Source organism: Kibdelosporangium philippinense, assembly GCF_021390435.2.
GTDB lineage: Bacteria > Actinomycetota > Actinomycetes > Mycobacteriales > Pseudonocardiaceae > Kibdelosporangium > Kibdelosporangium philippinense.
Genome location: NZ_JAJVCN010000003.1, coordinates 224871 through 238659 on the forward strand (window position 1 = coordinate 224871; position 13789 = coordinate 238659).

Genomic DNA, 13789 nt, shown 5'->3' on the forward strand with positions numbered 1-13789 from the left:
CGCTCCCCGTTGAGACGTTTCAATCACCCACAGGCCGAACTTAGCCCCGCCTCACATCTCGTTCAAGCCCCGGCCACTCCGCCACCCGCGTGTCCACCTTTCCAGCACACCGTGTCCACCATTCCAGCACAATGAGATGCACTTTCCGGCACCACGAAATCGCCAGGGGCATGATCATGGGGAATTTCATGCTGCCGCAACGGTGGACACGGTGTGTCGGAGTGGTGGACACGGCGGGGTGAAATCCACAGTGGTCATACGGGTGGAATGCGCGTGTGCCAATCCGTTGCCTGCTGGTAGGCGTCGGCGACGGCAGCAAGCAAGTCCTCTGAATGCGCGGGACCCATCAGCTGTGCCCCGACGGGCATGCCGGAAGTGCTGAAACCGCAAGGGAATGCGATCGCTGGCAAACCGGTCAGGCTGGCCGGGAACGTGTACGGCGTGAGCACCGGAATCAGCGGTACACCCTCATACTCGGAAATCCCGTGTGGCAGCTCGGTGATTGGGCTGGTGGGCAGCAGGAGCACGTCCACTGTCCCCAGCAGGTTCGCGTAGTCACGCCGGATCGCGGCCCGGACCCTGGTGGCGTGCAGGAAATCGGACGCCAGGACGGTCAATCCGGCCTCAAGGAACGCCTGAATGTCATCGGCGAACTGCGCGCCATCCGCTATCTGGGCACGGAATTCACAAGCGGCCTCGGCAAACACGAGCACGCTCGCGGCAGCCTGGGTGATCGGCAGCGAAGGCAACGTGACCTCGATGATCTGCGCGCCCAATGACCGCAGGGTTTCCGCGACAGCTACCTCATAAGGAGTCGCGATATCGGCAAGCCCAACCCGAACCTGCCGAAGGTCGACCACGGGCGCAGCAAGCGAACCAGGTTCACCGGCCAGCACCCGCAGCAGCAACAGGCAGTCCCGCGCGCTACGAGCCATCGGGCCAACAGCATCGAAAGAAGGCGCCAAGGTCATCACGCCATTACGCGGGATGAGGCCATGAGTCGGACGAATGGCCGAAGTCCCGCAAAACGCCGACGGCAACCGCAGCGAACCGCCCGTATCCGTGCCCAAAGCCATCGGCACCTGCCGGGCGGCCAAAGCAGCAGCCGAACCACCGGAAGACCCCGACACCATCCGAGTCAGATCCCACGGGTTACGCACCCCAGGCGTGGACACGCCATAAGCGATCTCATGCGTCGCCGTCTTGCCCACCAAGATCCCGCCAGCGGACCGGACCCGGCTCACCACAGTCGCATCCCACGCGGGCATCCGTCCCGCGAAAACCCGGCTGCCATACTCCGTGGCCACATTCGTGGTGTCGAACAAATCCTTGGCCGCAAACGGAATCCCGTGCAACACACCCGTCGGCTGGCCAGCCAAGTCGGCCTGGCTCCGAGCAGCCTCCGAAGTCAGCCGCACGAACGCACTCACCACAGGCTCGGTGCGATCGATGCGCGCCAGACAGGACTCCAACAACTCCCTCGGCGAGAGCTGGCCGCCCGCGATCGCCAGCGCAGCCTCCACCACGCCCAGTTCACAAGGCGAGGTCACGTCAGAAGAAACCACAGGCTCGAAACGCACAGGGATCGAAGACCGAGGGCTGTCCGGGGCCGAGTCGATGCCTTCAGCCTCTGCGATCGCGTCCACGGACGCGGTGACGAACGGCATCGCCCACTCTAACCCGGCCTGTCGCTCCATCCATCAACTTTACTGGGCGGACAGCTCCAGAGCTTTACGCATCGCTTCGCGGGCACGACGGCGATCACCGGCGATGTCGTAGCCGTGGGCGAGGCGGAACCACGTACGCCAATCTTCCGGCGCAGCCTCAACTTCAGCCTTACGCTCGTCAAACCAAGCATCCGCGGCCGCGCGGTCAATCCGGCCGGAAGGCATGCGGGGCAACGAAGAAGTATCCGGCAACAAGCCCTCGGCGGCCAGGCGTTGGCCGAGGCGCTCGGTTTGCAGGCCGAAGCGAATCGTCGCGACGGCCACCCACGCGCCTACGATGGGCAGCAGTAAAACACCGATACCGAGGCCGATGCCGACCCCGGTTCCGGTTTCCAGCAACGCGATCGCCCGCCCGGTCATCAGCACGAAGTACACCACCAGCACTGCTGTCAGCAGCAGCGCTGTTGTCCGGGCGGACAGTTTCACAGGTCCATCAGCTTGTCGAGGCCGACGAGCAGGCCGGGACGGTCGACGATCGACCGCACCGCGAGCACCACGCCGGGCATGAACGAGTTGCGGTCCGTCGAGTCGTGCCGAATGGTCAGGGTCTCCCCTGGCCCACCGAACAGGACTTCCTGGTGCGCGATCAGTCCCGAGAGGCGCACTGCGTGCACACGCACGTCGTCGACCAACGCGCCGCGGGCACCGTCTGGGTCGTGCGTGGTCGCATCCGGCGCCAAGCCGAGGCCTGCGGCGGCGCGCGCGGCGCCGATCAGGCGGGCTGTGTGTGCGGCCGTTCCCGATGGTGCGTCGGCCTTACGCGGGTGGTGCAGCTCGATGATCTCGACCGACTCGTAGTACTTCGCCGCCATCTCCGCGAAACGCATCGACAACACCGCGCCGATCGCGAAGTTCGGGGCGATGAGCACGCCGACTTCCGGTGCGGCCGCGAGCCATTCGGAAACGGTGTCCAGCCGCGCAGCAGAGAAGCCCGAAGTGCCCACGACACAATGGATTCCGTGCTCCACCGCGTACTTGACGTTGTCCATGACCACGTCGGGGTGGGTGAAGTCGACGACCACCTGGGCGCCGTCCAGCTTAGAGATGTCGTCGCCGACGTCGATCTTGGCGACAACCTCCATGCCCTCCGCCGCGTCAACGGCACGGCAGACCTCGGCACCCATCCGCCCTTGCGCGCCGAGCACGCCAACGCGGATCGTCATTTCATCACCTCGTGAACCTCGACGGGCACATCGTCGACGTGATCGTACGGGCCGACTACTGCCGCGGCGATCGGCCGGGACAGCAACTCCTTGGCAAGCAAGGCGATATCCTCGCCGGTCACCGCGTCGATCCGGTCGAGCGTCTCGCCGACGGTCAGGTAGTCACCGTACGTCAGCTCGCCCTTGCCGATCCTCGACATCCGGGAACTGGTGTCCTCCAAGCCAAGCACGAGCCCGCCGCGCAGTTGTCCTTTGCCACGCGCGACTTCCGCGTCGCTCAGGCCTTCACGCGCGACCTGCGCGAGCACATCGCGGATCACCGAGGCCGTTTCGCCAAGCCGGTCCGGTTGCACGCCCGCGTAAACCGAGAGATGCCCAGTGTCCGAATAGGACGCGATCGACGAGTAGACCTGGTACGCCAGGCCACGCTTCTCGCGGACTTCCTGGAACAGCCGGGAACTCATCCCGCCGCCCAGCGCCGCGTTCAGCACGCCCAACGTGAACCGACGGTCGTCGTGCCGGTCCAACGCGCGCACGCCGAGCATGAGGTGCGTCTGTTCCGTGTCCTCCGTGTGGAGAACCAGGCGCGGAGCACCAGCGATGCGAGCACGGCCCTTACGCGGAGCAACGGGAGCAACGTCGCCAACCAAGCGCGCCTTGAGTGCCTTACGCACCAAGCGAAGTACGTCAGCGTGCTTGATGTTGCCAGCGACCGCGAAGACCATCTTGGGCAGCGTGTAGCGGCGCTTGTAGAAGTTGTACAGCGCGTTGCGGCTCAGTTCGGTGATGGACTTCTCCGAGCCGAGGACTGGACGGCCGAGCGTGTGATCCGGCAACAGCGCGGCGCAGAACGCGTCGTGCAGCAGGTCTTCCGGGTCGTCGTCACGCATCGCGATCTCTTCGAGCACGACGCTGCGCTCGGTTTCCATGTCCTTCTCCGTGCACAACGCCTCGAAGACCACGTCACACACCAGGTCCACCGCCAGCGGCAGGTCCTCGTCGAGGACGTGCGCGTAGTAGCAGGTGTGTTCCTTGGCGGTGAACGCGTTCAGCTCGCCGCCGACCGCGTCGATCTCCTCGGCGATCTGCATCGCGGTGCGCCGCGAGGTGCTCTTGAAGAGCAGGTGCTCGAGGTAGTGCGCGGAACCCGCGACGTTCGGCTGCTCGTCGCGGGACCCGACACCGACCCACATACCGACCGAGGCCGATCGCACGCCGGGAACGTGCTCGGTCACCACCCGCAGTCCGCCTGGCAGCAAGGTCCGGCGGACCTCACCGGCTTCCGTGCGCTCAAGCGTGCGGGTGGTGCCGGGCTTTTGCAGAAAGCCGCGGGCAGCGCCCGCGGCTTGTGAACTGCGAACCGTCACGTGGTCGCGGGCTCCTCTGCCGATGCCTTCTCGTCGGTGGCCGCGGCCTCGTCGGCCTTCTTCTCGGCGTCTTCCTCCTTGACCAGCACCAGGCTGATCTTGCCGCGCGAGTCGATGTCGGCGATCTCGACGCGAAGCTTGTCGCCGACCTTGACGACGTCCTCGACCTTGCCGATCCGCTTGCCGTTGCCCAGCTTGGAGATGTGCACCAAGCCGTCCTTGCCCGGCAGCAGGGACACGAACGCGCCGAAGGCGGCGGTCTTGACGACCGTGCCGAGGAAGCGCTCGCCGACCTTCGGCAGCTGCGGGTTGGCGATGGCGTTGATCTTGGAGATCGCCGCCTCGGCCGACGGGCCGTCCGCCGCACCGACGTAGATCGTGCCGTCATCCTCGATCGAGATGTCGGCGCCGGTCTCCTCGGTGATCGAGTTGATCATCTTGCCCTTCGGGCCGATGACCTCGCCGATCTTGTCGACCGGGATCTTCACGCTGGTCACGCGCGGCGCGAACGGGCTCATCTCGTCCGGCTTGTCGATCGCCTCGGCGATCACCTCGAGAATCGTCAGCCGGGCGTCGTACGCCTGGGCCAGCGCCTTGGCGAGCACCTCCGACGGGATGCCGTCGAGCTTCGTGTCCAGCTGCAGCGCGGTCACGAAGTCCTTGGTACCGGCGACCTTGAAGTCCATGTCACCGAAGGCGTCCTCGGCACCGAGGATGTCGGTCAGCGCGACATATTCAGTCTTGGGGCCGTCGCCTGTGTCGATGATGTCGGACACCAGGCCCATCGCGATACCCGCGACCGGCGCCTTGAGCGGCACACCGGCGTTGAGCATCGACAGGGTCGACGCACACACCGAGCCCATCGAGGTGGAACCGTTGGAGCCCAACGCTTCCGAGACCTGACGCAGTGCGTACGGGAACTCGTCCCGCTTGGGCAGGACCGGGACCAGCGCACGCTCGGCGAGCGCGCCGTGGCCGATCTCGCGGCGCTTGGGCGACCCGACCCGGCCGGTCTCACCGGTCGAGTAAGGCGGGAAGTTGTAGTGGTGCAGGTAGCGCTTGTGCGTCTCGGGCGACAGCGAGTCGATCTGCTGCTCCATCCGCAGCATGTTCAGCGTGGTGACACCCAGGATCTGGGTCTCGCCGCGCTCGAACAGCGCCGAACCGTGCGCCCGCGGGATCACGGCGACCTCGGCGGACAGCTGACGGATGTCGGTGAGGCCACGGCCGTCGATGCGGACCTTGTCACGCAGGATCCGCTGGCGGACCAGCTTCTTGTTCAGCGAACGGAAGGCAGCGCCGAGCTCCTTCTCGCGGCCCTCGAACTCCTCGCGCTCGCCGACCATCTCAAGCACACCGGCTTTGACGTCGTCGATCGCGGCCTCGCGCTCCTTCTTGCCCGCGATGGTCAGCGCCTCGGCCAGCTTCTCGGAAGCGGCGGCCTGGACAGCCTCGTACGCGTCCGGCTGGTAGGCCGGGAAGACCGGGAACTCAGCGGTCTCCTTCGCGGCGAGACCGGCCAGCTCCTGCTGCGCGACGCACAGCGAGCGGATGAACGGCTTCGCGGCCTCGAGGCCCTCGGCCACGACCTGCTCGGTCGGCGCGGTGCCGCCCTCGCCGATCAGGTCGATCACGTTCTCGGTCGCCTCGGCCTCGACCATCATGATCGCGACGTCCTCGCCGACGATCCGGCCGGCGACGACCATGTCGAACACGGCCTTCTCCAGCTGCTCGTAGGTCGGGAACGCGACCCACTGGCCCTCAATCAGAGCAACGCGCACGCCACCGACCGGGCCGGAGAACGGCAGGCCGGCCAGCTGGGTGGAGGCAGAAGCGGCGTTGATCGCCACGACGTCGTAGAGGTCCTGCGGCGCCAGGCTCATCACCGTGACGACGACCTGGATCTCGTTGCGCAGGCCGTCGACGAACGACGGGCGCAGCGGCCGGTCGATCAACCGGCAGGCCAGGATGGCGTCGGTGGAGGGGCGGCCCTCACGGCGGAAGAACGCGCCGGGGATGCGGCCGACCGCGTACATCCGCTCTTCGACGTCGACCGTCAGCGGGAAGAAGTCGAAGTGCTCCTTCGGGTGCTTCGACGCGGTGGTCGCCGACAGCAGCATGGTCTCCTCGTCGAGGTAGGCCACGACGCTGCCCGCGGCCTGCCGCGCGAGGCGGCCGGTCTCGAAGCGGACCGTGCGAGTGCCGTACTTGCCGTTGTCGATCACGGCAGTGGTCTCGTGGACCCCAGGTTCCTGGGAGTCAGTCATGTAGTTGTTTCTCCTCGTCTTACGGGCCCGCGGTCGGAACTTCCGCCGTCGACGCGGTGTGGACGAGGCCGGTCTTCGATCGAAGCCCCCGGGTCTCCTCTTTGCTCACCCGGAAGCCACTACCGAGGACCGGCGCAGTTACTGCCCCGTCCGCTAAGCCCTCTTGTTTCTTGTCAATGTGCGGAGGGGGAGCGGCCCCTGGCCGCTCCCCCTCCCAAGCTCACCTGCGGAGGCCGAGTCGCTGGATCAGCGACCGGTACCGCTGGATGTCCACCTTGGCCACGTAGTTGAGCAACCGGCGGCGGCGACCCACCAGCAGCAGCAAGCCGCGGCGGGAGTGGTGGTCGTGCTTGTGCTCCTGAAGGTGCCGGGTCAGGTCACTGATCCGCTTGGTCAGCAGGGCGACCTGTGCCTCGGGTGATCCGGTGTCCGAGTCGTGCAAGCCGTACTCGCCGAGGATCGTCTTCTTCTGGTCGGTGGTCAGCGCCACGCGTGTTTCTCCTTGTTCAGCTATGTGTCCCGTGAGGACGCCCGGTAACAGGGCGTTAGTCGGTACCAGCCGCCACGGACTACAGCAGGACCCAACTACGAAGGATATCAGGGCCGACGCGCACGCAGGCAACCGAGCGGGCGCCACACGCTCGGATCTCGCAGTCGACCAGGTGATGTCCATTCTACTGAATCGAGGTGGCCTGACGCTCGTGCTTATTTTCGGCATGGGGGCTAACCGGGTCGTCCGGTCACGAAGCGTGCGGCAAGCTGGGCATATGTTCACGAAACGCACAGGGGCTGAGGTGCTCTACGTGCTCGCCTGCCTGCCCATGTGCCTCGTGGGACTGGTGGCGATGCTCGCCCCGCTCGTGGTCGGCGCGGGGTTGTCCATCACGCTGATCGGTCTGCCCATCGCCGCGCTCGGTGTGCTCATCGCGCGTGGGCTCGGCAATACATATCGAGGTATGGCCCGGTCGTTGCTCGGTACGAAGGTCGCGAAGCCCGATCCCCCGGCGCCGACCAGCGGAATCATCCCGGCGGTGCTGCGTGACCCGGCGAGTTGGCGTGCGGTGCTCTACGTCGTGCTCAAGGCGCCTGTCGGGGTGGCCACGTTCGTGCTGAGCATGGCGTTTTGGGTCTATGGGCTGTTCATGCTGACCCACATCGCCTATTGGTACGTGCTCTCGGACAAGCTCGGGCTGCCGTTCGTCGACTTCAAGGTGGACACCTGGCCCAATGCTGTGTTGTTGGCCCTGGTTGGGCTGGGTCTGCTGTGGGCGGCGCCGCGCGTGACGCATGGTCTGTTGTGGCTGGACCGGATGCTGATCCGCGGGCTGCTTGGTCCGACAACGCTGTCGCAACGGGTCCGTGACCTGGAGGAAACCCGGGCTCACGCGGTTGACGACACCGCGGCTCGGTTGCGGCAGATCGAGCGTGACCTGCATGACGGCACCCAGGCACGGATGGTCGCGCTGGCGATGCACCTCGGCATGGTGAAAGAGGAGCTGAACGGCGAACCTGACCTGGCGATGACCCGCAAGCTGGTCGACCTCGCCCACACGAACGCCAAGGAAGCCTTGGTCGAAGTCCGCGATCTGGCTCGTGGAATCCACCCGGCCGCGCTGGACAAGGGGCTCGACGCTGCACTGGCCACTTTGGCGTCCCGCAGCCCGATCCCTGTGTCGTTGTCGGTGTCGCTGGATTCCCGTCCAGCCCAGGCGATCGAGATGATCGCGTACTTCTGTACGGCCGAGCTGCTCACGAACATCGCCAAGCACTCCATGGCAACCGAAGCCTCGGTGTCTGTCACTGGTCCTGGGCCCCGGATCGAGGTCGTGGACAACGGAATCGGTGGCGCGTTGGTGAAACCCGGCGCGGGATTGGCCGGTTTACGCGAACGTGTGGCCACTGTGGACGGAACTGTGGCGGTCGACAGCCCTTTGGGCGGCCCGACCAAGGTCGTGATCTCATTTCCAGCATGAGGATCGTCATCGCCGAGGACAGCGCCGTACTCAGGGACGGCCTGTCCTTGCTGCTGACCACGCGTGGCCACACGGTCGTGGCGACGGTCAGCACGGGGTTGGAACTCGAAGCCGCGGTCGCCTCGCATGTTCCGGACATTGCTGTGGTGGACGTCCGCATGCCACCGAGTTTCACCGACGAAGGCATCCGTTCGGCTTTGGCCGTCCGGAAAACGCATCCTTCGGTGGGGTTGTTGGTTTTCTCGCAACACATCGAGACCCGGTATGCGTCGGAACTGTTGGCTGGCGGGGCTCGTGGGGTTGGGTATTTGTTGAAGGACCGGGTTGCGGACGTGGGTGACTTCATGTCCGCCTGCGAGCAGATCGCGGCTGGCGGGACCGTGCTCGATCCGGAGGTTGTGACTCAGGTTCTTGGCGCGAGCAGGCGTTCCCAGGATCTTTCGGCTTTGACGGCCAGGGAACGTGAAGTTCTCGGGCTGATGGCCGAGGGCAGGACGAATGCCGCGATCGCCAAGTCCTTGTATGTCAGCGATGGCAGCGTGGAGAAGCACATCAGCAGCATCTTCGGCAAGCTCGGCCTGCCGCCGTCGGAGACCGACCACCGGCGCGTGCTGGCCGTGCTGCGTTACCTGTCGGGTTAGCATTCGTCATGCCGATGCCCGGCAGGGCGACGACAATAGACGGATGACGCGGTCGATAGCGCTCCTTTGTGCTGCTGTGCTTCAGGTTCTCGCCGGGATTGTCGGCGGCGCGGGGTTGTGGGGCGAGTCGGTTGGTGTCGTGGCCAACTCGTATCCGACGCTCCTGCTGCCCGCCGGCACCGCGTTCACCATCTGGTCGTTGATCTATGTCGGCTTCGGCGCGATGGCGATTCGCCAGGCGCTGCAACGAAATCGGGACGTGCATCGGCGGACGGGCTGGTGGTTGGTGGCCGCAGGCGTGCTGAACGCGGCCTGGATCCTGCTGTTCACCAACCGTCTGATCCTGCTGGCTCAGGTGGTCATCGTCGCCCTGCTGATCTGCCTCATCGCCGCGGCTCTCAGACTGCAGCCCGCGAACGGCTGGGCGGACCGGCTGCTGCTGCACATTCCCGTCATGATCTACCTGGGCTGGGTTGGTGTCGCGACAGTCGCCGGAGCAGCGACGACAGCTGCCGCCTTCGACGCGGCGCCGGGGAACGCCGCCGCGATCGTCCTTTTGGCACTGACCGGTATCGCCGCGGCTCTCGCGGTGTTGCGGTTGCCCGCAGTGATCGGCTTCGCCGCCGCGGTGTGCTGGGCGTTGGCGTGGATTGCCGCGAATACCCCGACGACCTGGGTACGAGTGACCGCACTCATCGCCATCGCCGTGGTCACCCTGACCGTCCTGGTCCGGGTTCAGAATGGCAGCGCGATCGCGTGGGGTTGACAGACTGTATGCCCATCGGGCTATATTGCCCATATGGCATCCATCTTTGAGGTGCTGGCCGAACCGAACCGCAGGCAGATCCTCGACCTGTTGCGTGCGGGCGAGCGGCCCGTGAACGACCTGGTGGACGAGTTGCGGCTGACCCAGCCGACGGTGTCGAAGCACCTGAAGGTGCTGCGTAGCGCCGGGCTGGTCGAGGTTCGGCAAGACGCGCAACGCAGGTGGTACCGGCTGCGCCTTGAGCCACTGACCGAACTGGACGCGTGGCTCGCGCCATACCGGCAACTGTGGTCGTCCAGTTTGGACGCACTGGAACGGCACCTTGACACCATGGAGGACTGACGTGACCGAACGTGCGACATTGAGCACGATCGACGGCAAGCCGACGCTGCGGTTCGAACGCCGCCTGCGGCACGCGCCCGCGAAGGTGTGGCGCGCCATCACCGAACCCGCCGAACTGGCGCACTGGTTCCCCGCGGCCATCGAGGCGGAACTGCGGCCGGGCGCGCCGATGCGATTCGTGTTCCCGGAAGAGGCCGTGGTTGACGGCGCCTGGGACGGCGAGGTCCTGGAGTTCGATCCGCCCAAGGTGTTCATGTTCCGGTGGAACGAGGACGTGCTGCGGTTCGAGCTGATCCCGGACGGCGATGGCTGCCGGTTGGTGTTCACGCAGACGGTCGGCGGCGGCTGGATCGGCAAGCTGGGCGCGGCCCGTACCGCGGCTGGCTGGGACCAGTGCCTTGCCGCGATGCACGCCCGGCTGAACGGAGAAACCCTGTCAGCAGAGGACTCCTGGCTGAGCCGGGCCGAACGCTACATCGACGAGTTCGGCCTCGGCGAAGGAACGGTACGCGAGACCGACGACGGCTACACGCTGCACTTCGCCCGTGACCTGGTCTGGAAGCCACCGGCCGAAGCCTGGGCATTGCTGACCGAAAACTCGCCGGTCAACCAAGAACCGCCGCTGCCCGCGACCAACGACCACGCTCCGCCCGGTCGCGTGATCGTCGCCAACGAACCGAACGTTTTGGAATACGAGTGGCTGGCCGACGGATCACCCGCAGGCACCGTCCGCTGGGAGTTCGCATCGGACCCGCAGCTCGGCGTGCGCGTCGAACTGACCCAGACCATTCCCGCAGCGCGCGCCGACACCGTCGCCGAGTCGCTGGCGACGTGGCACGTGCACCTGGAGCGCTTCTTCGCAGCTCTGCTCTCGTGAGTGGTTAGCAAGGTTCTAGCCTTGCTAACCACTCACGAGGGTTTTTCAGTGGGCCGTCGACCGGTTACGCAGGCGGCTCAACCGGTGCAACCCGCGTGGCTTCGGCTCTTCCGTCGCCTTCTGGTCGTCGACAGCGGCAGTCGTCTGCGGCTGTTGCGCCGGAACAGGATCCGTGACGGGTTCCTGCACCGGCTCCGGCTCACGCTCCACGATCTTGCGCCGCAACGGCATGATCGCGATCACCAGGCCGAGCACCGCGATACCGAGGTGCAGCCAGTTGTCCGCGACGTTCAGGTTGAGCGGGTTGCCAAGCTCGGACACCGGGTTGGTTGACGTCAGCCCGACGAGCATCAGGCCCCAGATCAACACCAGCCCGTATCCGGCGAACAGCACCCAGCCATACAGCCGCGCGGTGACCGAGGTCAACGCCAGCAGCACACCCACAAGGCCGAACAACAGGTGCACGATGTTGTGCAGTGGGTTGATCGCGAAGACGCCCCACAACATCGCGTGGCCCTGTCCGGCGAAGTCGTTCACGCCGGTGTGCGCGAATCCGATGATGCCCAGCGCGAGGAACGCCAGGCCGACGAGTCCGGCCAGCACCTGGGTGGGCTGTACGCGTGCCCGTACTGACTCAGCCATGACCAACTCCCTGGGGATATGAATGTCCCCGAAAGGATTCCCCGCAGGTCAGTCGGCAAACCTCAGCCGGTCTACCACGGTGTATTCGTATCGCCGGTCGGCGCCGAGCAGGACGATCTCCTCGATGGTCCACTGAGGACCGGAGTACGGCAGGTCGAGCACCTCGCCGTGCCCGATGGTCAGATGCGGGTGCCACGGGCGGTGCGCGTTCCACTCCAGCGCGGCGCCGAGAGCGGCGAACGACGAGTCCACTGCGGACACGCCCATCCACAGCGTCTTGCCGAAGTTGCCGGCGTCACTGAGCGAGACCGTCGGCGCCACAAGGCCTTTGGCCTGCGAGCGGACCCACGGCACGCGGGTCTCCGGATCTTCTTCGCCGTAATAGCCTAACGTGATGTGCCAGCTGTTTCGCGGTACCCAGTCGACGTTGTCGACTCCGTCGAGAACAGCGGCCAGGTGATCGAGGACCTCGGGCGGTGGGACCGCCGCGGTGAACAGCCTCACGTAAGGGCACCCGCCCTGCGCAGCACTTCGGCGAGAGCCGGGAAACGACCGTCCAGCAGCCGCGCTGCCTCGGTCAATTCCTCGACGGTCGCGGTCCGGCGCAGCATCGCGAGCGCGGCACGGTCAGCGCGGCCTGGATCGACCGGGAGCATGTCCCGGCTGACGGTGGGTTTGGAGTCACGGACGTCCTCAAGGGCCTTCTGCAGGGCTTCCTTGCGGCCGGATGCGACCTCCGGGGTGAGCACCTTGCGCTCAAGCATGATCAGCCTGGCGAGGACGGACGGGTTGCCGATCTTGGCCCGCCTGCCGCTCATCACCTGGCTGAGCATGGGTGCGCTGATCCCCAGCACGTCGGCGAGGTTCGCCTGTGAGACGTCGAACGCCACCACGAGCCGCCGGACACGGTCGCCAAGCGGCTCGCCGTACCACTGTTTCTGCAGCTCCAGGTTCCGCTGGACGATCTTCTGGTCCTCCACCTTTGCCCCTCGTCGCAGGTCGGTTCCCCTGCATCTTGCCAGGCCAGAGCCCCTGGCGAGGCGAATTGCCAGATCCCGAGCTAGTCGAGCAGCTGCCGTGCCTTGGCCACGTCGAGGTGCATCTGCTCGATCAGGGCATCCACGGTGTCGTAGCGTTCCATCGGCCGCAACCGCTCGATGAAGTCAAGTCCGACGCGCTGGCCGTAGAAATCCTCGTCGACATCGAGCACGAAGGCCTCGACGCGGCGTTCCCTGCCGGAGAAGGTCGGGTTGGTGCCGACCGACACGGCGGCCTTCATCGGCTCCCGGTTCGGGCTGCCGAGCAGCGTGAACCAGCAGGCGTAGACACCATCCGCGGGAACGGCGGTATACCTCGGCGTCGACAGGTTGGCCGTCGGGAACCCCAGTTCGTGACCACGCCGGTCCCCGCGCACCACGATGCCTTCAAGGCGGTGCGGCCGCCCGAGCGCGGCTTCGGCGGCGACCACGTCACCGGCGTCCACACAGGCCCGGATGTACGTGGAGGAGAACGTGATCTCCCCATTCGTGGCCGAGGTGAGTAACTTCGCGCCCTCGGTGGTGAACCCGAACCGGTGGCCGAGGCTGGTCAGCTGCTCGATGTCGCCCTGCGCCTTGTACCCGAACCGGAAGTTCTCGCCGACCACGACGGCCGAAGCGTGCAGCCGGTCGACCAGCACCTCGTGGACGAACTCGTCACCAGGCACCTTGGACAGCTCGGCGGTGAACGGCAGCACGCAGAACACGTCGACGCCCAGTTGCTCGACCAACTCGGCCTTGCGACGAAGCGTGGTCAGCTGGGCAGGGTGACTCCCTGGCCGGACGACCTCGGACGGATGAGGATCGAACGTGACCACCACACTGGGCACATCCCGCTGGTGAGCCAGCTCAACGGCTCGCTGGATCAGACTCTGGTGGCCCCGGTGCACACCATCGAACACGCCGATGGTGGCAACGCATCGCCCCCAGCCGCCCGGAATATGTTCCAACCCGCGCCATCGCTGCACGACCGTGAGGGTACGTGGT

15 protein-coding genes are annotated in these 13789 nt (G+C 66.0%); 5 read left to right on the top strand and 10 right to left on the bottom strand.

The window, feature by feature from the left end; genetic code table 11:
• Positions 1 to 254: 254 nt before the first annotated feature.
• The 6 genes from LWC34_RS32875 to rpsO all read right to left on the bottom strand — a co-directional run bounded on the left by LWC34_RS32875 (position 255) and on the right by rpsO (position 7014).
• Positions 255 to 1697, bottom strand: a complete 1443-nt coding sequence (locus tag LWC34_RS32875; protein ID WP_233729174.1) for an amidase — start codon at positions 1695 to 1697, stop codon at positions 255 to 257.
• A gap of 9 nt (positions 1698 to 1706) precedes the next feature.
• Positions 1707 to 2147 carry a hypothetical protein gene (locus tag LWC34_RS32880; RefSeq protein WP_233730915.1) on the bottom strand — a complete coding sequence of 147 codons (441 nt, stop codon included), beginning with the start codon at positions 2145 to 2147 and terminating at the stop codon, positions 1707 to 1709.
• A 2-nt stretch (positions 2148 to 2149) separates the two neighbouring features.
• Positions 2150 to 2890 (bottom strand): 4-hydroxy-tetrahydrodipicolinate reductase, encoded by a 741-nt coding sequence (gene dapB, locus LWC34_RS32885; RefSeq protein WP_233729175.1) that lies wholly within the window; start codon positions 2888 to 2890, stop codon positions 2150 to 2152.
• A complete protein-coding gene (locus LWC34_RS32890) occupies positions 2887 to 4257 on the bottom strand; it encodes a M16 family metallopeptidase (protein ID WP_233729176.1) in 1371 nt (456 codons plus the stop codon). The genes dapB and LWC34_RS32890 overlap by 4 nt, the downstream gene beginning before the upstream one ends.
• Positions 4254 to 6524: a polyribonucleotide nucleotidyltransferase gene (locus LWC34_RS32895; RefSeq protein ID WP_233729177.1), complete on the bottom strand. Its 2271-nt coding sequence runs from the start codon at positions 6522 to 6524 to the stop codon at positions 4254 to 4256. Before LWC34_RS32895 ends, LWC34_RS32890 begins: the two co-directional genes overlap by 4 nt.
• 220 nt (positions 6525 to 6744) lie before the next feature.
• Entirely contained in the window at positions 6745 to 7014 is a 270-nt protein-coding gene (gene rpsO / locus LWC34_RS32900; protein WP_054294817.1) for a 30S ribosomal protein S15, read from the bottom strand.
• Between the two features lie 277 nt (positions 7015 to 7291).
• Between rpsO and LWC34_RS32905 the strand changes: the two genes are divergently transcribed.
• Genes LWC34_RS32905 through LWC34_RS32925 form a run of 5 tightly spaced genes read left to right on the top strand, consistent with a single transcriptional unit; the run spans position 7292 to position 11123 of the window.
• Entirely contained in the window at positions 7292 to 8497 is a 1206-nt protein-coding gene (locus tag LWC34_RS32905) for a sensor histidine kinase (RefSeq protein ID WP_233729178.1), read from the top strand.
• Positions 8494 to 9138 (top strand): LuxR C-terminal-related transcriptional regulator, encoded by a 645-nt coding sequence (locus tag LWC34_RS32910; protein ID WP_233729179.1) that lies wholly within the window; start codon positions 8494 to 8496, stop codon positions 9136 to 9138. Before LWC34_RS32905 ends, LWC34_RS32910 begins: the two co-directional genes overlap by 4 nt.
• Positions 9139 to 9181: 43 nt before the next feature.
• The gene (locus LWC34_RS32915; RefSeq protein WP_233729180.1) at positions 9182 to 9904 is read left to right on the top strand and encodes a TspO-related membrane protein; all 723 of its coding nucleotides are present in this window, start codon (positions 9182 to 9184) and stop codon (positions 9902 to 9904) included.
• A 33-nt stretch (positions 9905 to 9937) separates the two neighbouring features.
• A complete protein-coding gene (locus tag LWC34_RS32920; protein WP_233729181.1) occupies positions 9938 to 10246 on the top strand; it encodes an ArsR/SmtB family transcription factor in 309 nt (102 codons plus the stop codon).
• Position 10247: 1 nt separating this feature from the next.
• On the top strand, positions 10248 to 11123 hold the full coding sequence (locus LWC34_RS32925; protein ID WP_233729182.1) for an SRPBCC family protein: 876 nt from the start codon (positions 10248 to 10250) through the stop codon (positions 11121 to 11123).
• A gap of 45 nt (positions 11124 to 11168) precedes the next feature.
• On the opposite strand, the gene LWC34_RS32930 is transcribed toward LWC34_RS32925, so the two are convergent.
• From LWC34_RS32930 to LWC34_RS32945, 4 genes are all read right to left on the bottom strand, one after another.
• On the bottom strand, positions 11169 to 11765 hold the full coding sequence (locus LWC34_RS32930; protein ID WP_233729183.1) for a DUF4383 domain-containing protein: 597 nt from the start codon (positions 11763 to 11765) through the stop codon (positions 11169 to 11171).
• Between the two features lie 48 nt (positions 11766 to 11813).
• The gene (locus LWC34_RS32935; protein ID WP_233729184.1) at positions 11814 to 12269 is read right to left on the bottom strand and encodes a 2'-5' RNA ligase family protein; all 456 of its coding nucleotides are present in this window, start codon (positions 12267 to 12269) and stop codon (positions 11814 to 11816) included.
• A complete protein-coding gene (locus LWC34_RS32940) occupies positions 12266 to 12745 on the bottom strand; it encodes an XRE family transcriptional regulator (protein WP_233729185.1) in 480 nt (159 codons plus the stop codon). The genes LWC34_RS32935 and LWC34_RS32940 overlap by 4 nt, the downstream gene beginning before the upstream one ends.
• 80 nt (positions 12746 to 12825) lie before the next feature.
• Complete coding sequence (locus LWC34_RS32945; protein ID WP_233729186.1) at positions 12826 to 13770, bottom strand: bifunctional riboflavin kinase/FAD synthetase; 945 nt, start codon at positions 13768 to 13770, stop codon at positions 12826 to 12828.
• Positions 13771 to 13789: the final 19 nt, after the last annotated feature.